Origin of the sequence: Demequina litoralis (genome assembly GCF_030418455.1) — a bacterium.
In the GTDB taxonomy this organism is placed as follows: Bacteria; Actinomycetota; Actinomycetes; order Actinomycetales; family Demequinaceae; genus Demequina; species Demequina litoralis.
The window spans coordinates 345,372-368,090 of record NZ_JAUHPW010000002.1; the positions used below are offsets into that span (position 1 = coordinate 345,372).

The 22,719-nt window shown below is 68.5% G+C and carries 18 protein-coding genes and 1 tRNA gene; 2 read left to right on the plus strand and 17 right to left on the minus strand.

Going from position 1 to position 22,719, the window contains the following annotated elements; all coding sequences use genetic code 11:
• Nucleotides 1–9: 9 nt before the first annotated feature.
• The 17 genes from rpsJ to QQX09_RS04395 form a co-directional block, all read right to left on the minus strand.
• Nucleotides 10–318, minus strand: coding sequence for a 30S ribosomal protein S10 (rpsJ, locus tag QQX09_RS04315; protein ID WP_042213186.1), 309 nt, complete (start codon nucleotides 316–318; stop codon nucleotides 10–12).
• Between the two features lie 242 nt (nucleotides 319–560).
• A complete protein-coding gene (locus QQX09_RS04320; protein ID WP_301131532.1) occupies nucleotides 561–1,916 on the minus strand; it encodes a HupE/UreJ family protein in 1,356 nt (451 codons plus the stop codon).
• Complete coding sequence (locus QQX09_RS04325) at nucleotides 1,913–3,193, minus strand: DUF3500 domain-containing protein (RefSeq protein ID WP_301131533.1); 1,281 nt, start codon at nucleotides 3,191–3,193, stop codon at nucleotides 1,913–1,915. The genes QQX09_RS04320 and QQX09_RS04325 overlap by 4 nt, the downstream gene beginning before the upstream one ends.
• A 150-nt stretch (nucleotides 3,194–3,343) precedes the next feature.
• Nucleotides 3,344–4,534 (minus strand): elongation factor Tu, encoded by a 1,191-nt coding sequence (gene tuf / locus QQX09_RS04330; RefSeq protein ID WP_301131534.1) that lies wholly within the window; start codon nucleotides 4,532–4,534, stop codon nucleotides 3,344–3,346.
• A gap of 120 nt (nucleotides 4,535–4,654) precedes the next feature.
• A complete protein-coding gene (gene fusA, locus QQX09_RS04335; protein ID WP_301131535.1) occupies nucleotides 4,655–6,769 on the minus strand; it encodes an elongation factor G in 2,115 nt (704 codons plus the stop codon).
• A 38-nt stretch (nucleotides 6,770–6,807) separates the two neighbouring features.
• Nucleotides 6,808–7,278: a 30S ribosomal protein S7 gene (rpsG, locus tag QQX09_RS04340; protein WP_062314472.1), complete on the minus strand. Its 471-nt coding sequence runs from the start codon at nucleotides 7,276–7,278 to the stop codon at nucleotides 6,808–6,810.
• Nucleotides 7,278–7,652 carry a 30S ribosomal protein S12 gene (gene rpsL / locus QQX09_RS04345; RefSeq protein ID WP_062293987.1) on the minus strand — a complete coding sequence of 125 codons (375 nt, stop codon included), beginning with the start codon at nucleotides 7,650–7,652 and terminating at the stop codon, nucleotides 7,278–7,280. The genes rpsG and rpsL overlap by 1 nt, the downstream gene beginning before the upstream one ends.
• A 202-nt stretch (nucleotides 7,653–7,854) precedes the next feature.
• Nucleotides 7,855–11,724, minus strand: a complete 3,870-nt coding sequence (locus QQX09_RS04350) for a DNA-directed RNA polymerase subunit beta' (protein WP_301131536.1) — start codon at nucleotides 11,722–11,724, stop codon at nucleotides 7,855–7,857.
• A 71-nt stretch (nucleotides 11,725–11,795) separates the two neighbouring features.
• Nucleotides 11,796–15,269 (minus strand): DNA-directed RNA polymerase subunit beta, encoded by a 3,474-nt coding sequence (rpoB, locus tag QQX09_RS04355; protein ID WP_301131537.1) that lies wholly within the window; start codon nucleotides 15,267–15,269, stop codon nucleotides 11,796–11,798.
• 326 nt (nucleotides 15,270–15,595) lie between these two features.
• A complete protein-coding gene (gene rplL, locus QQX09_RS04360; protein WP_062298262.1) occupies nucleotides 15,596–15,982 on the minus strand; it encodes a 50S ribosomal protein L7/L12 in 387 nt (128 codons plus the stop codon).
• 60 nt (nucleotides 15,983–16,042) lie between these two features.
• Nucleotides 16,043–16,564: a 50S ribosomal protein L10 gene (rplJ, locus tag QQX09_RS04365; protein WP_301131538.1), complete on the minus strand. Its 522-nt coding sequence runs from the start codon at nucleotides 16,562–16,564 to the stop codon at nucleotides 16,043–16,045.
• Between the two features lie 486 nt (nucleotides 16,565–17,050).
• Complete coding sequence (rplA, locus tag QQX09_RS04370) at nucleotides 17,051–17,749, minus strand: 50S ribosomal protein L1 (protein WP_301131539.1); 699 nt, start codon at nucleotides 17,747–17,749, stop codon at nucleotides 17,051–17,053.
• A 67-nt stretch (nucleotides 17,750–17,816) separates the two neighbouring features.
• Entirely contained in the window at nucleotides 17,817–18,248 is a 432-nt protein-coding gene (rplK, locus tag QQX09_RS04375) for a 50S ribosomal protein L11 (RefSeq protein WP_301131540.1), read from the minus strand.
• A 61-nt stretch (nucleotides 18,249–18,309) separates the two neighbouring features.
• Nucleotides 18,310–19,011 (minus strand): transcription termination/antitermination protein NusG, encoded by a 702-nt coding sequence (nusG, locus tag QQX09_RS04380; protein WP_367307543.1) that lies wholly within the window; start codon nucleotides 19,009–19,011, stop codon nucleotides 18,310–18,312.
• 35 nt (nucleotides 19,012–19,046) lie between these two features.
• Nucleotides 19,047–19,304, minus strand: coding sequence for a preprotein translocase subunit SecE (gene secE / locus QQX09_RS04385; protein WP_301131542.1), 258 nt, complete (start codon nucleotides 19,302–19,304; stop codon nucleotides 19,047–19,049).
• Nucleotides 19,305–19,353: 49 nt separating this feature from the next.
• Nucleotides 19,354–19,426 (minus strand) — tRNA-Trp (locus QQX09_RS04390).
• A 314-nt stretch (nucleotides 19,427–19,740) separates the two neighbouring features.
• Nucleotides 19,741–20,601, minus strand: coding sequence for a type IV toxin-antitoxin system AbiEi family antitoxin domain-containing protein (locus QQX09_RS04395; RefSeq protein ID WP_301131543.1), 861 nt, complete (start codon nucleotides 20,599–20,601; stop codon nucleotides 19,741–19,743).
• 318 nt (nucleotides 20,602–20,919) lie between these two features.
• On the opposite strand from QQX09_RS04395, the gene QQX09_RS04400 reads away from it, so the two are divergent.
• Both QQX09_RS04400 and QQX09_RS04405 read left to right on the plus strand, forming a co-directional pair.
• On the plus strand, nucleotides 20,920–21,333 hold the full coding sequence (locus tag QQX09_RS04400; protein ID WP_301131544.1) for an SHOCT domain-containing protein: 414 nt from the start codon (nucleotides 20,920–20,922) through the stop codon (nucleotides 21,331–21,333).
• Between the two features lie 81 nt (nucleotides 21,334–21,414).
• Nucleotides 21,415–22,617 carry a pyridoxal phosphate-dependent aminotransferase gene (locus QQX09_RS04405; protein ID WP_301131545.1) on the plus strand — a complete coding sequence of 401 codons (1,203 nt, stop codon included), beginning with the start codon at nucleotides 21,415–21,417 and terminating at the stop codon, nucleotides 22,615–22,617.
• Nucleotides 22,618–22,719: the final 102 nt, after the last annotated feature.

The following is a 22,719-nucleotide window of genomic DNA, read 5'->3' on the forward strand; positions in this document are numbered from 1 at the left end:
GGGTGCTCGTTAGAGCTTGATCTCGATGTTGACGTCGGCCGGCAGGTCGAGACGCATGAGCGAGTCGACAGCCTTCGGCGTCGGGTCCACGATGTCGATGAGGCGCTTGTGCGTGCGCATCTCGAAGTGCTCGCGGGAGTCCTTGTACTTGTGGGGCGAACGGATCACACAGAACACGTTCTTCTCGGTCGGCAGCGGCACGGGGCCCACCACCGACGCACCGGCGCGCGTGACCGTCTCGACGATCTTGCGGGCCGAAGAGTCGATGACCTCGTGGTCATAGCTCTTCAGCCGAATGCGGATCTTCTGTCCCGCCATGGCGTGGTCTGCCTTATCTCTCGTTACAACTATGGTCATCACCCCGACCCCCGCGCTCGGGCGTGTCGCTCATCTGCGACACACGAGCGCCTGGACATTTCTGTCGGGCCATGGGTGAAGGTGCGGCTGCCCGCGATAGGCAACCTGAATATTGTGCCAGAATCCCTGCGCGGATGCAAAGGGAGTCGGACGGGCCCGCCGGCGCCCTGGACGATGCGCGCCGGCGGTCCCGGCCAGGAGTCTCAGGCGCCCCCGGCGTCGGCCACGATGCGCATCCGGTCCGCGTCCCGGCGCGACCCGACCCGCCGCGCGGCACGCGGTCCCATCGCGACGCCGGCGAGCACGGCGAGCGCGATCGCATAGGACTGCCACGGATGGGCGACGACCCAGTCTACGCCGCCGGAAAGCACGCTGTCGCGGCCCGCGATGACCGCGGCCAGCCAGGTGGCGCCGGCGAGCACGCCGACACCTGCGATGCCCCACCTGAAGGTGCCGTACCAGGTACTTCGGGAAGCCCACACGAGTGCGGGGAGGAGTGCCACGACGACCACCAGCTGCGCGAGCTCGACGCCCACGTTGAAGCTGAGGATCGCCGCGGCGAGCGCGCCGGGAGACAGGTCGAGGGCGACGAGCGTCGTGGCGAACGCCGTGCCGTGCACGACCCCGAAGGCGCCCGCGGTCCACGCCTCGCCCCGGCGTGCGAGGGGCAGGAGCGCGTGCACGCCCGCGACGATGATCGTGCCCGCGACCAGTGACTCGGTCACCACCGTGGGCAGGGACAGCAGGCCGGTGGAGACGAGCGCGAGCGACGCCGTATGCCCGACGGTGAAGCACGACACCAGGAGGCCCGCACGGCGGAGCGCGCGGCGTCCGTCCGCGCGCGCATCGTCCGTCGCGACCGTCCACCGGCGTCCGCGCGCCAGCAACGGGGCGGGCACCAGCAGCAGGATGAGGAACAGGACATGGTCGGGTCCGGCCGCGATGTGGTCGATACCGAGCCTGATCGTGGCCGCGACCCCGGACGCCCAGCCCGTGCCGTCGCGGTCGACCACGTACGAGGTGTGCTCCCAATCCATGACCGCGAGGAGCGCGGGCTCCTCGTCGGTGACCGTGCCGTCGGCCCAGTCGGAGACCATGGACACGTAGACCTCGTGCGTCGCGATACGGTCGATGAGGAGCGAGTAGTCGAGGGTGAGGTCGCCGTCGACGGACCCGTCGGGCGCGGTGGCGACCACCTCGATCACCGCGGTGGGCAGATCGTTCACCGTCGCCTCGGTGACGGAGGCGACGACGAGGTCGAGCGCGCCGTCGGCGTCGGCGAGGCCGAGCCGCGCGAGGGTGTACGCCGCCAGCTCCTCGGCATGCTCCTCGACGTCGCCGCCGTCCACGTCGAGAGCGGCGTCGGCCGCCTGGTCGTACTGCCGCACCGGCACCTGGAGCTCGAGGTCGACCGAGTCCTCGTGGACGGTCATCAGCACGGCGCTGGTCTCGGCGGGATGGGCCTGCGCCGCACCCGCCCCCGCCGCGAGCAGCCCGCACGCGACGAGCACGGCCGCAAGGGCGCGGACCAGGCCCGCAAGGGACGCGGGGCGTTTCACGATGCGTACTGGGTCGCGTCGCCGTAGTCGTACAGCTTGTCCCGGTATACCGAGTGGATGTGGAGGGCGTCGTAGACGATCCCGTTCTCCATGTCGAACTCGATCCACACCTGCGGGCCGGACAGCCGCAGGTACGTCGAGCCGTCGTCGGTGCTGAGCGCGCCGGACCACGACAGGTACGTCTCCCCGTACTGGGCGACGTACGTGTCGATGATCTCCTCCGCCTCCGCCTCGTCGAGCACCCCGACGTACTCGGCGATGAGATCGGTCACCAGCTGCTGCTGCTCGTCGGAGAGGTCGGACACGAGGACGCCCTCGTCGTCGGGGTAGGAGCCGTCGTCGGCACCGGGGCCCATGACCACCGCGTTGTAGACCATCGAGAGCTCGGACTCGGCCGCCTGCTCGTCCGTGAGCGAGCCCATGAGGGCGCCCGCCGCGGCCTTCTTGCCGGCGAGCGGCTCGTACGAGTCGCCGTCGGCGGTGGTCCACGTCTGCGGCTCGATGCCGGCGAAGTAAGGGGCGACGGTGACGGTGTCCCCGGCGTAGGCCGCGGACAGCGCAAGGTGGTGGCCGCCGTACTGGATCTCGAATGCCGAGCTCGTCGACACCTCGCCGTAGAAGGCGATGAAGTAGATGTCGGAGCCGTACTCGAGACCGCCCCCGGCCATGCCTCCGTCCCCCATATCGGCCGGCGCGGCGCCGTCCCCCATGTCGGGCGGCGTGGCGCCGTCCCCCGCGTCCGTGGGCGCACCGCCCATGCCGCCGTCCGTGGTGTTGGTCGCGTCCTCAGCCGCGTCGCCGTACAGGGCCGTGGTGTCGATGTTGCCCGCGAGCACGTCGTCCGCCTGCATGACCTCGACGACCTCCTCGTAGCCCTCGTCGGAGAGCATCGCCTGGAGCAGGGCGTCGAGCGCCGCGAGCTGCTCATCCGTCATGTCGCCGCGGGAGAGGCCGGGGCGGTCGACCTGCCCGTTCGGCAGGTTCGACCAGTTCGCCTTGTCCTCGAGATCGTCGTACGACAGCTGGACGAGCGCAAGCTGCTCCTCGTCGAGGGTGGCGAGGAACGCCTCCGCCGCGGCCACCACCTCCGCGGTGTTCGACTCCTCCGCGGCCGCCTCGACGGCGACGGCGCTGCTGGCGGCGCTGCTGGCGGTGCTGGTCGTCGCGCTGCTCGTGGATTCGGCGCCGTCCGCGCCGCACGCCGCGAGGGTGGCCGCAAGGCCGAGGAGTGCGCCGGAGGCGAGGAGGCGGCGGACCGCGGGCCGGATGGTGATCATGCGTGTACCTCTCATGGGGGACGTTGTACCCAGAGGCTATGGATCACGCCTGGGAGCAGGCTGAGAGATGGCCCGCAGAAGCCGAAGACCCCCGAACGCCACGAAGGCCCCCGCCTGACGGCGGGGGCCTTCGTGCGAAGTCGCGGGGACTTACTTGATGATCTTGGTGACGGTGCCGGAACCGACGGTACGGCCACCCTCGCGGATCGCGAAGCCCTGACCCTCCTCGAGGGCGATCGGCTGGATGAGCTCGACCGACATCTCGGTGGTGTCACCCGGCATGACCATCTCGGTGCCCTCGGGCAGCGAGATGACGCCGGTCACATCCGTGGTGCGGATGTAGAACTGCGGGCGGTAGTTCGTGTAGAAGGGGTTGTGGCGGCCACCCTCATCCTTGTTGAGGATGTAGACCTTGCCCTCGAACTGGGTGTGCGGCGTGGTGGTGCCGGGGGCGACCACGACCTGGCCGCGCTCGACGTCCTCGCGCTTGGTGCCGCGGAGCAGCAGACCGCAGTTCTCGCCGGCCCACGCCTCGTCCATCTGCTTGTGGAACATCTCGATGCCGGTGACGGTGGTCTTCTGCGGCTCGCGGATGCCGAGGATCTCGACCTCCGAGTTGATCTTGAGCTTGCCGCGCTCCACCTTGCCGGTGACGACGGTGCCACGACCGGTGATCGTGAAGACGTCCTCGATCGGCATGAGGAAGGGCTTGTCCATGTCGCGGACGGGCTCCGGCACGAACTCGTCGACCGCGTTCATGAGGTCCTGGACCGACTTGACCCACTTCTCGTCGCCCTCGAGCGCCTTGAGCGCCGAGACCTGGATGACGGGAGCGTTGTCGCCGTCGAAGCCCTGCGAGGAGAGGAGCTCGCGCACCTCGACCTCGACGAGCTCAAGGATCTCCTCGTCGTCGACCATGTCCGACTTGTTCAGCGCGACGAGCAGGTAGGGGACGCCCACCTGGCGCGCGAGCAGGACGTGCTCACGGGTCTGGGCCATCGGGCCGTCGGTCGCCGCGACCACGAGGATCGCGCCGTCCATCTGAGCGGCACCGGTGATCATGTTCTTGATGTAGTCCGCGTGACCCGGGGCGTCGACGTGGGCGTAGTGGCGCTTCTCGGTCTGGTACTCGATGTGCGCGATGTTGATCGTGATACCGCGCTCGCGCTCCTCGGGAGCCTTGTCGATGTCCTCGAACGGCGTGAACGGGTTGAGGTCCGGGTACTGGTCGTGCAGCACCTTCGAGATCGCAGCGGTCAGCGTCGTCTTACCGTGGTCGACGTGACCGATGGTGCCGACGTTCACGTGCGGCTTGGACCGCTCGAACTTGGCCTTAGCCATGGTGGCTTCCTCCTGATTGGGTTGTGAGACTCGGGTAGAGGATCCGACTGCCGATGGCCGCTGCCATCGTGGGGCGCATCCCTACTGGTCGTTATTGTTCCTGATTTTCAACCGGTGGGACTACTCGCCCCGGGTCTTTGCGATGATCTCCTCGGCAACGTTGCGAGGAACCTCGGCGTAGCTGTCGAAGGTCATCGAGTACACCGCGCGGCCCTGCGTCTTGGAACGCAGGTCGCCGACGTAGCCGAACATCTCCGACAGCGGGACCAGAGCGTTGATGACCTTGACGCCGGCAGCGTCGGACATCTCACGGATCTGGCCACGGCGGGAGTTGAGGTCGCCGATGACGTCGCCCATGTAGTCCTCGGGCGTACGGACCTCGACGGCCATGACGGGCTCGAGCAGGACCGGGCTGGCCTTGCGCGCGGCCTCCTTGAAGGCCATCGAGCCGGCGATCTTGAACGCCATCTCCGACGAGTCGACGTCGTGGTACTGACCGTCGACCAGCGTCGCCTTGACGCCCACCATCTGGTAGCCCGCGAGGATGCCGATGTTCATGGCGTCCTGGATACCGGCGTCCACCGACGGGATGTACTCGCGCGGCACGCGACCACCGGTCACGGCGTTGTCGAACTCGTACATGACCTCGGAGTCCGCCTCGAGCGGCTCGATGGTGATCTGGACCTTCGCGAACTGGCCGGAGCCACCCGTCTGCTTCTTGTGGGTGTAGTCGTACTTCTCGACCTTGCCGCGGATGGTCTCGCGGTACGCGACCTGCGGCTTGCCGACGTTCGCGTCGACCTTGAACTCGCGACGCATGCGGTCGACGATGATGTCGAGGTGCAGCTCGCCCATGCCGGAGATGACCGTCTGGCCCGTGTCCTCGTCGAGCTTGACGCGGAAGGTGGGGTCCTCCTCGGCCAGCTTCTGGATCGCGACCGACATCTTCTCCTGGTCGCCCTTGGTCTTGGGCTCGACCGCCACGTGGATCACGGGCTCGGGGAAGGTCATCGACTCGAGCACGACCTGGTTCTGCGGGTCGCACAGGGTGTCGCCGGTGGTGGTGTCCTTGAGGCCGATCACCGCGTAGATGTGGCCGGCGGTCACCGAGTCGACCGGGTTCTCCTTGTTGGCGTGCATCTGGAAGAGCTTCCCGATGCGCTCCTTCTTGCCCTTGGTCGAGTTGTAGATCTGCGCACCGGTCTCGAGGTGACCCGAGTAGACGCGGACGTACGTGAGGCGACCGAAGAACGGGTGCGAGACGACCTTGAAGGCGAGCGCGGAGAAGGGCTCGGCGGCGTCGGCGTGACGCTCGATGATCTTCTCCTCGTCGTGGATGTCGTGGCCCTGGATGGCCGGCACGTCGAGCGGGCCCGGCAGGTAGTCCACGACCGCGTCGAGCATCGGCTGCACGCCACGGTTCTTGAAGGCCGAGCCGCAGAGGACCGGGTAGGCCTCCGAGGAGATCGTCATCTTGCGGATGGCGCCCTTGATCTCGTCGACCGTGAGCTCCTCGCCGCCGAGGTACTTCTCGAGAAGCTCCTCGTCCGACTCGGCGCACGCCTCGAGCAGCTCCGCGCGGTACTCCTCGGCCTTGTCGGCCAGGTCCGCGGGGATCTCCTCGATCTCGTACTTCGCACCCATGGTCACGTCGCCCTTGGCGTCGCCGGGCCACACGAGGGCCTTCATCTGCACCAGGTCGATGACGCCCAGGAAGTCGTTCTCCGCGCCGATGGGCAGCTGGATGACGAGCGGACGCGCACCGAGGCGCGACTTGATGGTGTCGACGGTGAAGTAGAAGTCCGCGCCGAGCTTGTCCATCTTGTTGACGAAGCAGATGCGGGGGACGTCGTACTTGTCCGCCTGGCGCCACACGGTCTCCGACTGGGGCTCCACGCCCTCCTTGCCGTCGAACACCGCGACCGCGCCGTCGAGCACGCGGAGCGAGCGCTCCACCTCGACGGTGAAGTCGACGTGACCCGGGGTGTCGATGATGTTGATCTGGTTCTTGTTCCAGAAGCAGGTCACCGCGGCGGAGGTGATGGTGATGCCGCGCTCCTGCTCCTGCTCCATCCAGTCGGTCGTCGACGCACCGTCGTGGGTCTCACCGATCTTGTAGTTCACACCCGTGTAGAACAGGATGCGCTCGGTGGTGGTCGTCTTGCCGGCATCGATGTGGGCCATGATGCCGATGTTGCGGACCTTCTTGAGGTCCGTGAGCACGTCCTGTGCCACGAGTGGTTCTCCTTGAGTTTCCGACGAACGGCGAACGACTACCAGCGGTAGTGCGCGAAGGCCTTGTTCGACTCGGCCATCTTGTGCATGTCCTCACGGCGCTTCACCGCGGCGCCGAGGCCGTTCGAAGCGTCGAGGATCTCGTTCATGAGGCGCTCGGTCATGGTCTTCTCGCGACGCTGGCGCGAGAAGTCGACGAGCCAGCGCAGCGCGAGCGTGGTCGCACGCACGGGGCGGACGTCGACGGGGACCTGGTAGGTCGCGCCACCGACGCGGCGGCTGCGGACCTCGAGGGCGGGGCGGATGTTGTCCAGCGCGCGCTTGAGCACGACGACCGGGTCCTGGCCCGACTTCTCACGGACACCCTCGAGGGCGCCGTAGACGATGGCCTCCGCGGTCGACTTCTTGCCGTCGAGGAGCACCTTGTTGATGAGCTGCGTGACGACCGGCGCGCCGTAGACGGGGTCGTTGATGATCGGCCGCTTGGGGGCCGGTCCCTTGCGAGGCATTACTTCTTCTCCATCTTCGCGCCGTAGCGGCTACGAGCCTGCTTGCGGTTCTTGACACCCTGGGTGTCGAGCGAGCCACGGATGATCTTGTAGCGGACACCCGGGAGGTCCTTCACACGACCGCCGCGCACGAGCACGATCGAGTGCTCCTGGAGGTTGTGGCCCTCACCGGGGATGTAGGCCGTGACCTCGATGCCGGTCGAGAGACGGACACGGGCGACCTTGCGGAGCGCCGAGTTCGGCTTCTTGGGGGTCGTCGTGTAGACGCGCGTGCACACGCCGCGACGCTGGGGGCTCGACTGAAGAGCCGGGGTCTTGGTCTTCGAGGCCTTGGGGTGGCGGCCCTTCCTGACCAGCTGCTGAATCGTAGGCACTACTTCTCCGTGTCTCTGTGGTTCTGCGGGAACGTTTCTTTTCGTGTCGGCCCGACCCCCGCGCCCGGGCGTGTCGTTCCATCGGGTGTCGCACCGCGGGCGCGACTCGGGGGCCCGGCGACGCGGGCACAAGCATCTAAGATACCTGCGCTCCGCGCCGCCGTCAAAAGCGGACATCACGCCCGCACGGCCCCGTCGGTTGTCAGTCTCGGATGTCGAACTCCTCGAGCGGCACGGCCTCGCCGGTGCCCTCGCCGAAGAACTGGCCGTCCCACTCCTCGTATCCGAAGGTCGGGAACAGGTTGGCCTTCGCCTCCTCGGTGGGCTCGACCGTCGCCGTGCGGTACTGGGCGAGGCCCGTACCAGCGGGGATGAGCTTTCCGAGGATGACGTTCTCCTTGAGGCCGAGCAGCGGGTCCGACTTGCCGGACATCGCCGCCTCGGTGAGGACGCGGGTGGTCTCCTGGAAGGAGGCCGCCGAGAGCCACGACTCCGTCGCAAGCGACGCCTTCGTGATGCCCATGAGCTCGGGACGCGCCGAGGCGGGCTTGCCGCCGGCGGTCACGGTCTCGCGGTTCGCCTGCTCGAAGCGGCTGCGCTCGACGAGCTCGCCGGGGAGCAGGTTGGTCTCTCCCGAGTCCAGCACGGTCACGCGACGCAGCATCTGCCGCACGATGACCTCGATGTGCTTGTCGTGGATCTCCACACCCTGCGAGCGGTACACGTTCTGGACCTCGTCCACCAGGTGCTTCTGGGTGGCGCGGGGACCAAGGATGCGGAGCACGTTCTTGGGGTCGACCGCACCGGCGACGAGCTGCTGGCCCACCTCGACGCGCTCGCCGTCCTGGACCAGGAGGCGGGCGCGCTTGGTGACCGGGTACTCGACCGGCTCGTCCCCGTTGTCCGGGGTGACCACGAGGCGACGGGTCGCCTCGGAGTCGTCGACCTTGAGCGTGCCGCTGACCTCGGAGATCGGGGCCTCACCCTTGGGGGTGCGGGCCTCGAAGAGCTCCTGGACACGCGGCAGACCCTGGGTGATGTCGTCCGCCGAGGCCACACCACCGGTGTGGAACGTACGCATCGTCAGCTGGGTGCCGGGCTCACCGATCGACTGCGCCGCGATGATGCCGACGGCCTCGCCGATGTCGACGAGCTCGCGGGTCGCGAGCGAGCGGCCGTAGCAGCGGGCGCAGGTGCCCACCACGGACTCGCACGTGAGGACCGAACGGACCTTCACCGTGTCGACGCCCGCGGCGATGAGCGTGTCGATGAGCACGTCGCCCACGTCGGAGCCGGCGGTGGCGATGACCTCGCCCTCCAGCTCCACGTCGGTGGCCAGCGTGCGGGCGAACACCGAGGTGGCGACGCGCTCGTGCATGACGCGCTCGCCGCCCGCGAGGACCTCCGCGATCGGCATGGCCAGGCCACGCTCGGTGCCGCAGTCGTCCTCGCGGACGATGACGTCCTGCGAGACGTCGACCAGGCGACGCGTGAGGTAGCCGGAGTCCGCGGTACGCAGCGCGGTGTCCGCGAGGCCCTTGCGGGCACCGTGGGTCGCGATGAAGTACTCGAGGACGGACAGGCCCTCGCGGTAGTTCGACTTGATCGGGCGGGGGATGATCTCGCCCTTCGGGTTAGCCACGAGGCCGCGCATACCGGCGATCTGACGGACCTGCATCCAGTTGCCTCGCGCACCCGAGCCGACCATCGTGTGGACGGTGTTGTGCTTCGGGAACGACTCGCGCATGGCCTTGTCGACCTCGTTGGTCGCCTGGGTCCAGATCTCGATGAGCTCCTGACGGCGCTCGTCGTCGGTGATGAGACCCGTGTCGAACTGGTCCTGCACCTTCGCGGCCTGGGCCTCGTAGCGCTCGAGGATCTCCTGCTTGTTCGCGGGGGTCGCGACGTCGCCGATGGCGATGGTCACGCCCGAGCGGGTGGCCCAGTGGAAGCCCGCCGCCTTGAGGGCGTCGAGCGAGGCGGCCACCTCGACCTTCGGGTAGCGCTCGGCGAGCGTGTTGACGATGTCGCCGAGGACCTTCTTGTCGACGTTGCGGTTGACGTACGGGTACGACACCGGCAGGAGGTCGTTGAACAGCGACCGGCCCAGGGTGGTGGTGAGCATGAACGGCTCGCCGGCCACGTGGTCCTCGGGCAGCTCGGCCTCGACCGGCGGCACAGTGTCGCCGTCGACGCGCAGCTGGATCTCCGCGTTGAGCGAGATCGCGCCGGCGTCGAAGGCCATGACCGCCTCCGACTGCGTGCCGAAGACCAGGCCCTCGCCCTTCTCGCCCTCCTTGAGGAGCGAGAGGTGGTAGAGGCCGATGATCATGTCCTGCGAGGGCATGGTCACCGGGCGGCCGTCCGACGGCTTGAGGATGTTGTTGCTCGAGAGCATCAGCACGCGGGCCTCGGCCTGCGCCTCCGCGGACAGCGGCAAGTGCACGGCCATCTGGTCACCGTCGAAGTCGGCGTTGAACGCGCCGCAGACGAGCGGGTGCAGGTGGATCGCCTTGCCCTCGACCAGCTGCGGCTCGAACGCCTGGATGCCCAGACGGTGCAGCGTGGGCGCACGGTTGAGCAGCACCGGGTGCTCGCGGATCACCTCCTCGAGGACGTCCCACACCTCGGAGCGGCTGCGCTCGACCATGCGCTTCGCGGACTTGATGTTCTGCGCGTGGTTGAGCTCGACCAGGCGCTTCATGACGAAGGGCTTGAACAGCTCGAGCGCCATCTGCTTGGGCAGGCCGCACTGGTGCAGCTTGAGGGTCGGGCCGACCACGATGACCGAACGGCCCGAGTAGTCGACGCGCTTGCCGAGCAGGTTCTGACGGAACCGGCCCTGCTTGCCCTTGAGCATGTCCGAGATGGACTTGAGGGGGCGGTTGCCGGGGCCCGTGACCGGGCGGCCGCGACGACCGTTGTCGAACAGCGAGTCGACGGCCTCCTGCAGCATGCGCTTCTCGTTGTTCACGATGATCTCGGGCGCACCGAGGTCGAGCAGGCGCTTGAGGCGGTTGTTGCGGTTGATGACGCGGCGGTACAGGTCGTTGAGGTCGGAGGTCGCGAAGCGGCCACCGTCGAGCTGGACCATGGGGCGCAGGTCCGGCGGGATGACCGGCACGCAGTCGAGCACCATGCCCTCGGGCGAGTTGGTGGTCGTGAGGAACGCGTTGACCACCTTGAGGCGCTTGAGCGCGCGGGTCTTGCGCTGGCCCTTGCCGGTCGCGATGATCTCGCGGAGCTTCTCGGCCTCGGCGTCCAGGTCGAAGGTCTGGAGGCGCTTCTGGATCGCCTCCGCACCCATCGAGCCCTTGAAGTACGAGCCGAAGCGGCGCGACATCTCGCGGTAGAGCATCTCGTCGCCCTCGAGGTCCTGGACCTTGAGGTTGGCGAAGCGGTCGAAGATGGTCTCGAGGCGCTCGATCTCGGCGTCCGCACGCTTGCGGATGTTCGCCATCTCGCGCTCGGCGCCGTCCTTGACCTTGCGCTTGACGTCGGACTTGGCGCCCTCCGCCTCGAGCTCCGCGAGGTCCTTCTCGAGCTTCTCGGCACGGTTGTTGATGTCGACGTCGCGCTGGTTGGCGATCGCCTTCTTCTCCTTCTCCATCTCGTTGCGGAGCTGGGGAAGGTCCTCGTGACGGCCGTCCTCGTCGACCTCGGTCACCATGTACGCCGCGAAGTAGATGACCTTCTCCAGGTCCTTCGGGGCGAGGTCGAGCAGGTAGCCGAGGCGCGAGGGGACGCCCTTGAAGTACCAGATGTGGGTCACCGGGGCGGCGAGCTCGATGTGGCCCATCCGCTCGCGGCGGACCTTCGAGCGGGTCACCTCGACGCCGCAGCGCTCGCAGACGATGCCGCGGTAGCGGACGCGCTTGTACTTGCCGCAGCCACACTCCCAGTCACGGGTGGGGCCGAAGATCTTCTCGCAGAACAGGCCGTCCTTCTCCGGCTTGAGCGTGCGGTAGTTGATCGTCTCGGGCTTCTTCACCTCTCCATGCGACCAGTTGCGGATGTCCTCCGCGGTCGCAAGGCCGATGCGCAGATCGCCGAACTCGTTCACGTCGAGCAAGGTTCTACTTCCTTACTGCCGGCTGGACGCCGGCACCAAAACTTGTTCTGTATGGAGTGAGCTCGGGGCTCTTAGATCTCGTCGACGCTCGAGGCATCGGGGCGGCTGGACAGGGAGATGCCCAGCGACTCGGCGGCCTGGTAGGCGTCGTCGTCGGTCTCGCGCATCTCGATGACGTGGCCCTCGTGGTTGAGGACCTCGACGTTGAGGCAGAGCGACTGCATCTCCTTCATGAGGACGCGGAAGGACTCGGGCAGGCCCGGCTCCGGGATGTTCTGGCCCTTCACGATCGCCTCGTAGACCTTCACGCGGCCCGTGACGTCGTCCGACTTGATGGTGAGCAGCTCCTGGAGCGCGTAGGCGGCGCCGTACGCCTCGAGGGCCCACACCTCCATCTCGCCGAAGCGCTGGCCGCCGAACTGGGCCTTACCGCCCAGCGGCTGCTGCGTGATCATCGAGTACGGACCCGTCGAGCGGGCGTGGATCTTGTCGTCGACCAGGTGGTGGAGCTTGAGGATGTACTTGTAGCCCACCGCGATCGGCTCCGGGAACGGCTCGCCGGTACGGCCGTCGAACAGGCGGGCCTTGCCCTCCTGGTTGACGAGGCGCACGCCGTCACGGTTGGGGTTCACCACCGTGCGGAGGCCGCCGAGGACGTCCTCGCGCAGGCCGTCGAACACCGGCGTCGCGACCGGGGTGCCCGGCTCCGACGTGACGGCGTTCGCGGGGAGGTTCTTGGTCCACTCCCCCTCGGCACCGGTGGCGTCCCAGCCGTGCTTGGCGATCCAGCCCGTGTGGGTCTCGAGCACCTGGCCGACGTTCATACGGCCGGGCACACCGAGCGGGTTGAGGATGACGTCGACCGGCGTGCCGTCCTCGAGGAACGGCATGTCCTCGACCGGCAGGATCGTCGAGATGACGCCCTTGTTGCCGTGGCGGCCGGCGAGCTTGTCGCCCTCCTGGATCTTGCGGCGCTGCGCGATGTAGACGCGCACCAGCTGGTTGACGCCCGCGGGAAGGTCGTCGCCGTCCTCCTCCGTGAAGACGCGGACGCCGATGACGGTGCCCGACTCGCCGTGGGGCACCTTGAGGGACGTGTCGCGCACCTCGCGGGCCTTCTCGCCGAAGATCGCGCGCAGGAGGCGCTCCTCCGGGGTCAGCTCGGTCTCGCCCTTCGGCGTGACCTTGCCGACGAGGATGTCGCCCGCACGCACCTCGGCGCCGATACGGATGATGCCGCGCTCGTCGAGGTCGGCGAGCGCCTCCTCCGAGGCGTTCGGGATGTCGCGGGTGATCTCCTCGGGGCCGAGCTTCGTGTCGCGGGCGTCGACCTCGTGCTCCTCGATGTGGATCGAGGAGAGGACGTCGTCCTGCACGAGGCGCTGCGACAGGATGATCGCGTCCTCGTAGTTGTGGCCCTCCCAGCACATGAACGCCACGAGGAGGTTCTTGCCGAGCGCCAGGTCGCCCTGGTCGGTCGCGGGGCCGTCGGCGATGACCGAGCCGACGACGACGCGGTCACCCTCCTCGACCACGACGCGCTGGTTGTACGAGGTGCCCTGGTTCGAACGCTGGAACTTCGCGATGCGGTACGAGCCGGTGGTGCCGTCGTCGTTCGCCACGGTGACGAGGTCCGAGCTCACCTCGGTGACCACGCCCTCCTTCGACGCGACGACCACGTCGCCGGCGTCGATCGCGGCGCGACGCTCCATGCCGGTGCCGACGAGCGGCGCCTCGGAGCGGACCAGCGGCACCGCCTGGCGCTGCATGTTCGCACCCATGAGCGCGCGGTTCGCGTCGTCGTGCTCGAGGAACGGGATGAGGGCCGTGCCGACCGACACCATCTGGCGCGGGGACACGTCCATGTAGTCGACGGCCTCGCGGGCCACGAACTCGACCTCGCCGCCCTTGCCTCGGACGAGCACGCGCTCCTCGGAGAAGCGGCCGTCCTCCTCGATGCCGGCGTTCGCCTGCGCGATGACGTAGTGGTCCTCGTCGTCCGCGGTCAGGTAGTCGACCTGGTCGGTGACGACACCCTTGACGACCTTGCGGTACGGGGTCTCGACGAAGCCGAGCGGGTTGATGCGGCCGAAGGACGCGAGCGAGCCGATGAGGCCGATGTTCGGGCCCTCAGGGGTCTCGATCGGGCACATGCGGCCGTAGTGCGAGGCGTGGACGTCACGGACCTCCATGCCCGCGCGGTCGCGCGAGAGGCCGCCGGGGCCGAGCGCCGAGAGGCGGCGCTTGTGGGTGAGGCCCGCGAGCGGGTTGTTCTGGTCCATGAACTGCGACAGCTGCGACGTGCCGAAGAACTCGCGGATCGCGGCGACGACCGGACGCGTGTTGATGAGCGTCTGAGGCGTGATCGCCTCGACGTCCTGCGTGGTCATGCGCTCGCGGACCACGCGCTCCATGCGCGACAGGCCGGTGCGGATCTGGTTCTGGATGAGCTCGCCCACGGCGCGGATGCGACGGTTGCCGAAGTGGTCGATGTCGTCGGTCTCGACGCGCACCTCGCCGTCGGCACCCTCGATCGACGCCATGCCGGCGTGCGCGGCGGCGATGTACTTGATGGTCGCGACGATGTCGTCGAGGCCGAGCACCGAGTCGCCGAGCTCCTTCGACAGGCCGAGCTTCTTGTCGAGCTTGAAGCGGCCCACCTTGGCGAGGTCGTAGCGCTTGGGGTTGAAGTAGAAGTTGTCGAGCAGGTTCTGGCCGGCCTCGACGGTCGGCGGCTCGCCCGGACGCAGCTTGCGGTAGAGGTCGACGAGCGCCTCCTCGTGGCCGTGGACGGTGTCCTTGGCGAGGGTCTCGAGGACGGCCGGGAAGTCGGCGAACTGCTCGGCGATCTCCTCCTCGGACATGCCGAGGGCCTTGAGGAACAGCGTGACGGGCTGCTTGCGCTTGCGGTCGACGCGCACGCCGACGGCGTCGCGCTTGTCGATCTCGAACTCGAGCCACGCGCCGCGCGACGGGATCACCTTGGCGGTGAAGATGTCCTTGTCGGACGTCTTGTCGGGGGTGCGCTCGAAGTAGACGCCGGGCGAACGGACGAGCTGCGAGACGACGACGCGCTCGGTGCCGTTGACGATGAACGTGCCCTGGCTGCTCATGAGCGGGAAGTCGCCCATGAACACCGTCTGGGACTTGATCTCACCGGTGGTGTTGTTCATGAACTCCGCGGTGACGAAGAGCTGCGCGGAGTAGGTGAAGTCCTTCTCCTTGCACTCCTCCGGCGTGTACCGGGGCTCCTCGAAGTAGGGGTCCGAGAAGGACAGCGACATGGTCTGTCCGAAGTCCTCGATGGGAGAGATCTCCTCGAAGATCTCCTGGAGGCCTGCCACCTCCGGGACGTCGTTCCGGCCGCTCTCCTTGGCGGCGGCCACACGGGCCTGCCACGCGGTGTTGCCCAGAAGCCAGTCGAAGCTCTCGGTCTGGAGACCGATAAGGTTCGGGACCTCGATGGGGTCCTGGATCTGTGCGAAGGAGATACGGCGCGATGCGGAACGGTTGGAGACGGCGGAATCGGTGCGCGAGGCAGCCAAGGGTGGTTCCTTCCCTTTATGATCGTGCGTGACCACGATGCCTAGCCGCGGCTCCACCGGATCCCGGGGCGAATGCCGCTACAAGCGGACGCACAGCGGGTAGGCATATGAGGGCAGGGCGATAGACAGCGCAAGTCGTCAGACTACAGGCGCGCGCAAGGATTGTCCAGTCCGCCACGCCGGGCGCCAGCCGACACGCCGCTCGTGCCCGAAATGCGACCGTACCGACGCATCGTGCCGCCGCGCGCTCCCCCGGACACGGCAGAACGGGGCCGGGCCCTTGCGGACCCGACCCCGTTCAGAAGTGCGGCTATGCCGAAGCGAGCTTACTTGAGCTCGACGGTCGCGCCGGCGGCCTCGAGCTGAGCCTTGGCCTTCTCGGCGTCGTCCTTCTTCGCGCCCTCGAGGATGGCCTTGGGGGCCTCGTCCACGAGCGCCTTGGCCTCACCGAGGCCGAGCGACGTGAGCGCGCGCACCTCCTTGATGACCTGGATCTTCTTGTCGCCGACCGCGGCGAGGATGACGTCGAACTCGTCCTTCTCCTCGACCTCGGCAGCGGCCTCGCCGCCGGCGGCGGGGGCAGCGGCAACGGCGACCGGAGCGGCGGCGGTGACCTCGAAGGTCTCCTCGAACGCCTTCACGAACTCCGAGAGCTCGATGAGCGAGAGCTCCTTGAACTGCTCGATGAGCTCCTCGGTGGTGAGCTTAGCCATGATGACTTCCTTCTCTCTTGCCTGCGTGAAGCAGATGTGTGTAGTGGGGTGCAGCCTGGGTCAGGCCGCGTCTTCCTGCTTCGCACGCAGGGCGTCGACGGCGCGCGCGGCCTGAGCCAGCGGCGCCTGGAACATGTATGCAGCACCAAAGAGCGACGCCTTCATGGCGCCGGCAGCCTTGGCGAGCAGAACCTCGCGGGACTCGAGGTCGGCCAGCTTCTTGACCTCATCAGCAGAGATCACCTTGCCCTCGAGAACGCCGCCCTTGATGACGAGCTTGTCGTTCTCCTTGGCAAAAGCCTTGAGACCCTTCGCAGCCTCCACCGGGTCACCGGTGACGAACGCGATGGCCGTGGGGCCGACGAGAAGGTCGTCAAGACCCTCGATGCCGGCGTCCTTGGCCGCGAGCGCCGTCAGAGTGTTCTTCGCGACCTTGTAGGTCGCGGCGCCGCGGATCTCACCGCGCAGCTTCGCGAGCTGCGGGACGGAGAGGCCGCGGTACTCGGTGATCAGCACCGCCGAGGAGCCACGGAACTGGTCCGCGATCTCCGCAACAGCGTTCACCTTGTCTGGCGTCGCCATGTTTGTCCTTCCTTCGGATGACCACCGCACCCGCCCCGGACATGGGAAAGGCCCCGCGCAGGCGGGGCCGGGAGGCCTGGTCCGCAAACGGGAAGGGCGGCCCGGAGGCCGCCCAGACGTTCGCGCACTCGGCGCTGTCAGCTTCACCTGCGCTGGTCCCCGCATGAGCGGAGCTTCGGTCGTTCCCGGGGAACCCGGGCCCGACGACCGGCGGTCTTGGGCTCATCCATACTACGCGACCGCCGCATCGTCCGCAAATCGGTCGCGCGCGTCCGGCGGGACGATGCGCCGGCGGGGGCGGAGTCGACCGCGACCCGCGCATCGTCCCCCGGGAAGCGAGAGGGCCCGGCTCCCCCTGAGGGGAACCGGGCCGGTGGGCCGCGCTTGGGGCGCTGTGGCGCCGCGTGGGCGGCCCTTCTCCGCGTCCCGACCGGGATCGCCGGTCGGCGCGCGGGAGAACTCTGATGCCAGCTGGGGCGGGGGGTGTTACGCCTCGGCCTTCGCGAGCGCGTCGACCGGGATGCCCGGGCCCTGCGTCGCGGAGATGGCGGCCTTGATGATGTAACGACCCTTCGAGGCCGACGGCTTGGCGCGGAGCACCTCGTCGATGACGGCCTGGTAGTTCTCGAGCAGCTTCTCGTCGCCGAACGACGCCTTGCCCAGCACGGTGTGCAGGTTGGCGTGCTTGTCGACGCGGAACTCGATCTTTCCGCCCTTGATGTCGGACACGGCCTTCGCCACGTCCATCGTCACGGTGCCCGTCTTGGGGTTCGGCATGAGGCCGCGGGGGCCGAGCACGCGGCCCAGGCGACCCACCTTGCCCATGAGGTCGGGGGTGGCGACGACGGCGTCGAAGTCCGCGCGACCCTCCGCGACCTCGGCGATGAGCTCGTCACCACCGACGATGTCGGCACCCGCCTCGCGGGCGGCCTCTGCCTTGTCACCGTTGGCGAAGACCAGGACCCTGGCGGTCTTGCCGGTGCCGTTCGGCAGGATGACGGTGGAACGGACCATCTGGTCCGCGTGACGCGGGTCGACGCCGAGCTTGAACACGACGTCGATGGTCGAGTCGGTGTTCTTCGAGGACGTCTTCTGCGCGAGGCGGAGCGCCTCGAGCGGCGAGTACAGCTGGCTGCGGTCGACGAGCTGGGCTGCGTCGCGGTAAGCCTTGGAGCGCTTGGTCATCTGCGATCTTCCTTTGCAGTGCGTGGTTGCGGGCCAGCGCGGCCCTCCCACTGGGGTGAGGTGGTCCTTAGGAGACCGTGATGCCCATGGAGCGGGCGGTGCCGGCGATGATCTTCGCGGCGGCGTCGATGTCGTTGGCGTTGAGGTCCGCCATCTTGGCCTCGGCGATCTCGCGCACCTGGGCGTCGGTCAGGTTGCCGACCTTCGCGGTGTGCGGGGTGCTCGAGCCCTTGGCGACGCCGGCGGCCTTCTTGATCATCTCGGCGGCCGGAGGCGTCTTGAGCACGAACGTGAACGAGCGGTCCTCGTACACGGTGATCTCGACGGGCACGACGTTGCCACGCTGCGACTCGGTCGCGGCGTTGTACGCCTTGCAGAACTCCATGATGTTGACGCCGTGCTGACCGAGCGCCGGACCGACCGGCGGGGCAGGGTTGGCGGCGCCGGCCTGGATCTGAAGCTTGATCAGTCCAGTGACCTTCTTCTTAGCGGGTGCCATGTTGTTGGGTCCTTATCTTGTTGCCTGTGCGGCTTGGCGGCCGCGGATTCGCTGTCGCGAGCTAGATCTTGGTGACCTGCGTGAACGACAGCTCGACCGGGGTCTCCCGGCCGAAGATGGAGACGAGCACGTGGAGCTTCTGGGACTCTGCCGAGATCTCGGAGATCGTGCCCGGGAGGGTCGCGAACGGGCCGTCGATGACGGTGACCGACTCGCCGACCTCGAACTCGACCTCGACGGGCGCCTTCGGTGCGGACGTCTCCTCGGCTGCGGCCGCCTCGGCCACCTCCTTGGGCGCCATCATCGAGTACACCTCGTCGGTGGTGAGCGGGACGGGGTTGTGGGCGTGGCCGACGAAGCCGGTCACACCGGGGGTGTTGCGCACGGCGCCCCAGGACTCGTCCGTGAGGTACATGCGCACCAGGACGTATCCGGGCATCCGGACACGGGTGACGAGCTTGCGCTGGCCGCCCTTGATCTCGGCGACCTCCTCCATGGGGACCTCGACGCCGAAGATGTAGTCCTCCATGTGGAGGCTCTCGATGCGGTGCTCGATGGCCTGCTTGACGCGCTTCTCGTGGCCCGAGTAGCTGTGCACGACGAACCAGTCGCCCTCGAGGGTGCGCAGCTTCGCCTTGAACTCGGCGACCGGGTCGGCCGGCGCCTCGTCGATCGGGGCGTCCGCCGCATCGTCCGCGGGGGTCGCCTCGGCGACCTCGGGCTCCAGGCCGTCGGTCTCGGGCGTCACAGTCTCGTCAGTCATGTCGTCGCTCATCGCTCACTCCCCTTGTGGCGGCGTCAGCCGCCGAACACCTTCGCCGAGATCCAGCCGAACACCAGGTCCAGCGCGAACACCAGGATCATCATCACGGCCACGAAGCCGAGAACGATCCAGATGTAACGGATCAGCTCCTGGCGCGTGGGGGTGACCACACGTCGCAGCTCGGAGACGACCTGGCGCACGAACAGCGCGATGCGTCCGAAGATGTTCAGACCCTCGCGCGTCTCGTGCCGCGGGTCCTTCTCTCCGGAATCCGTCACGGCAGATTCGCTCACCGAAAAGTCCTTCTCTCTGGATTGCGCTCGCGGGAGATTCCCACGTACGCAGGGCAGGCGGGACTCGAACCCACAACCGCCGGTTTTGGAGACCGGTGCGCTACCAATTGCGCCACTGCCCTTCGGGGGTTGGGGCCCCCGCGGCTCTCGACCCGTCCGGTGCTCCCCGCCTCGAGGGCGCGGACCAGCCTGACGAACGTCAATCGCCGACGTCACATGTTACGCGGTTCGAGCCGGGAAGTCGAACCCGTGCTCCTGGGTCGGCCTCGTCGCCGCCCGCCATGTGCGCCGGACCAGACTAGCGGACCCTTCCGATTGCCAATGACAAGGGTGACAGGTGGGAACAGGGTCGCGCCGTCGCGGGCGGCATCGGCTGGTGCAGGGGGACGGGTCGCGTCGTGCGCGGCCCGCCGCTCGGTGGTGCCGGGAACCCGCTTCAGGCGCTGCGGGAGCGCCCGTAGGCGGCGAGCTTCGCGCGCACCTCCGTGGTCACCCGGCCCGGCTCGTCGCGCACGGCCGTGAACGGGATCCGGATGCGCGGGATCCCCGCCGCGGCGAGGACGGCGTCACGCCGCGCGTCCTCCGCCTGCGCCTCGGGCGACGAATGGTAGTTCTCCCCGTCCACCTCGACGACGACGAGGTCGTCGACCAGCAGGTCGACGTGACCGACGCCCGCGATCCTCGCCTGCGAGACGACCGCGAAGCCCGCCTGGCGCAGCTCGAGCCGGGCGAGCGTCTCGCCGGGCGACTGCGACAGCGGATCCGCGTGCGCGACGAGCCACGCTCGCCGCCTCGGCGCCGTGCCGGTCATCGTCCACACGTCCTGGAGGCGGATGAGGCTCCGGTTGAGCGCCGCGTCGACGACGGCCAGCTGCGCGGCGAGCCCCGTGCAGGCGCTCATGTGGTCGATGAGCGTCAACGCATCGACGCACAGCGCGTCGTCACCGTGGCGCAGGGCCCGGGGCAGGCGATGCACCGTGGTCGGCACCTTCAGACGCCTGTCCCCCTGCACGATGCCGCGGTCCCACGGCACCGCCACATGGAGCCCACCGGACGGGACGAGGGCGGGCAGGTCCAGCACCACCGCCGCCGAGACGCAGGTGAGCTGCGCCGACATGACCCGCGCGCGCACCGACGCGAACGACGCGTCCGGCAGCGCATAGCACCCCCGGTGCGGACGCGCGAGCGAGCCGGAGTGCACGGCGTCGAGCAGCTGCGGATCGGTGAGACCGAGCCGCAGCAGCTGAGCGCGGCGCGCACAGCCGCCCAATGCGCTGACCGCTCCGACCGGATCCACCGCTCCAGCGTCGCGAGGGTCGCCCTCTCACGCCGCACGCTCCTGCGGCCCGGGGGACGTCCGCGTCCGGGGCGGACACCGGGGACATCGCCTCGTCGATGGCGCAGCCGTCGAAGGATGGCGGGGGCCCGCGAGCGGCGACGGGCGGAGGAGGCACCCACGCCTGACCCGGCCCGACCCGGCCCATGCGGTCACATGCGTCACAAGCGTCATTGGGAGTCGACAGGCGTCCCGCTCCCCCCGGCGCACCGGGTGCCGCGGGGCTAGCGTGAAAGGTGCCGGGCGAGCACGGCGCCGCCGGCGAGAGGGGGCATCGTCATGGACTTCTTCGCGAACTTCCTGAACATCCTGTGGTGGTCGCTGTGGATGACCATCTGGATCATGTTCATCTTCCTCATCATCAAGTTCGTCATCGATGCGTGGCGCGATGAGGGCATCGGCGTCCTCGCCAAGATCCTGTGGACCCTCTTCCTGGTCTGCGTCCCGGTCCTCGGCGCGCTCGTCTACCTCCTGGCACGCGGGCGGGGCATGGCCGCGCGGGACATGGCAGCGGCGCGCGGATACCGCGCCGAGGAGGTCGACTACACGCGGAGCCTGATGTACGACGATGCCGACATCGAGGCGCTCACGCGCCAGCCCTCCGCCGAGATCGCGCGTGCGAAGGCGTTGCTCGACTCCGGCGCGATCACCGCGGACGAGTACGAGACGCTCAAGGCGCGCGCGCTCGGGTGACCGTCGCCCGCGACAGCCGCACCTGTCACACCCGCCACACGTGTCATTGGGAATCGAACGGCAGGTGGAACAATGACGTCCATGAAGCCTGCTCGTCGCGTCTCTGCCCGCCTCGGCGCCATCGCGCCGTCCGCCACCCTCGCCGTCGACTCCAAGGCGAAGGCCCTCAAGGCCGCCGGCCGCCCCGTCATCGGGTTCGGCGCGGGCGAGCCCGACTTCCCCACGCCGGAGTTCATCGTCGACGCCGCCGCCGCCGCGGTGCACGACCCCAAGAACCACCGCTACACCCCGGCGACGGGGCTGCCCGAGCTCAAGAAGGCGATCGCCGCGAAGACGCTGCGAGACTCCGGCTACGAGGTCGATCCCGCCAACGTCGTGGTGACCAACGGCGGCAAGCAGGCCGTTTTCCAGGCCTTCGCGGCCATCGTCGACCCGGGCGACGAGGTCCTCCTCCCCGCCCCGTACTGGACCACGTACCCCGAGGCGATCGCGCTCGCCGGCGGTACCCCGGTCGAGGTCTTCGCCGGCGCCGACCAGGACTACCTCGTCACGGTCGAGCAGCTCGAGGCCGCCCGCACCGACAAGACCAAGGCGCTGCTGTTCTGCAGCCCGTCCAACCCGACCGGCGCCGTCTACTCCCCCGAGCAGACCCGGGCCATCGGCGAGTGGGCCCTCGAGCACGGCATCTGGGTCATCACCGACGAGATCTACGAGCACCTCCTGTACGACGACGCGGTCTTCACCCCGATCGTCCGCGCCGTGCCCGAGCTCGCCGACCAGTGCATCGTGGTCAACGGCGTCGCCAAGACGTATGCGATGACCGGATGGCGCGTGGGCTGGATGATCGCGCCCGCGGACGTCACCAAGGCGGCCTCCAACTTCCAGAGCCACCTCACCTCGAACGTCGCCAACGTGTCGCAGCGCGCCGCCATCGCGGCCCTCGAGGGCGGGCTCGACGAGGTCCACGAGATGCGCGCGGCCTTCGACCGCCGCCGCCGCACCATGGTCGAGATGCTGCGCGCGATCGACGGCGTCGTGTGCCCCACCCCCAAGGGCGCGTTCTACGCGTACCCGTCGGTCGAGGGCCTCATCGGCCGCACCGTCGGCGGCGTCGAGATCACGTCGAGCGCGGACCTCGCGACCGTGATCCTCGAGCAGGCCGAGGTGGCCGTGGTCCCCGGCGAGGCCTTCGGCCCGTCCGGATTCCTGCGCCTCAGCTACGCGCTCGGCGACGACGACCTCGTCGAGGGCGTCACCCGCATCCAGAGGCTGCTCGCGCAGTAGCCGCCGCTCGCGCGCGGCCGGAAGGGGCGCATCGTCCGCGTGGACGATGCGCCCCTTCCGCCTTCTGGCCGAGGCAGCCTGGGACGATGCTGGTTAGGCTCG